This window comes from Candidatus Thiosymbion oneisti (genome assembly GCF_004359955.1).
Lineage (GTDB): Bacteria > Pseudomonadota > Gammaproteobacteria > Chromatiales > Chromatiaceae > Thiosymbion > Thiosymbion oneisti.
Genome location: NZ_SMSC01000150.1, coordinates 1 through 451, shown reverse-complemented (window position 1 = coordinate 451; position 451 = coordinate 1). Strand labels below are relative to the sequence as shown.

The window sequence follows — 451 nt, the reverse complement described above, 5'->3', positions numbered from 1 at the left end:
TCAAGGCGGTGTGTCTACCAGCCTCCGGCGCTGCACGCCGTATCTATCGCAGCGAGCATGCTGAGTTGATCCAAGCCCACCGGCAACGGATGGCCGAATCGGGGCCAGAGAAGATGCGTCAGCGTGCCGGTCTGGTCGAACACCCCTTCGGTACGCTCAAACGCTGGTTCGGCTGGGACCACTTCCTGGTACGCGGCTTCAAGAAGGTCCGCGGTGAGATGAGCCTGATGATTCTTGGCTACAACCTCCTGCGGGTGGTCAACTGGCTCGGGGTCGGCGCATTGAGGGATTACTGCGTCCGGCGAAAACAGGTCGGGAATAGCCAGGTCCTCGCACACCTGGCCGCATGAAGAATAACACACTGTTTTTATTAGCTATTTATGGGCTTGCCCACCACAAATCCAGGAGCCGGCACTCAGCGGCTAGACACCGCCGATTTAGCGCCTGGGCA

General features: G+C 59.4%; 1 protein-coding gene. It reads left to right on the top strand.

From position 1 onward, the window contains the following. The coding region (locus tag E1958_RS19830) for a transposase (RefSeq protein WP_166664722.1) at nucleotides 1–350 on the top strand (350 nt) is incomplete at its 5' end. Between the last annotated feature and the right edge of the window lie 101 nt (nucleotides 351–451).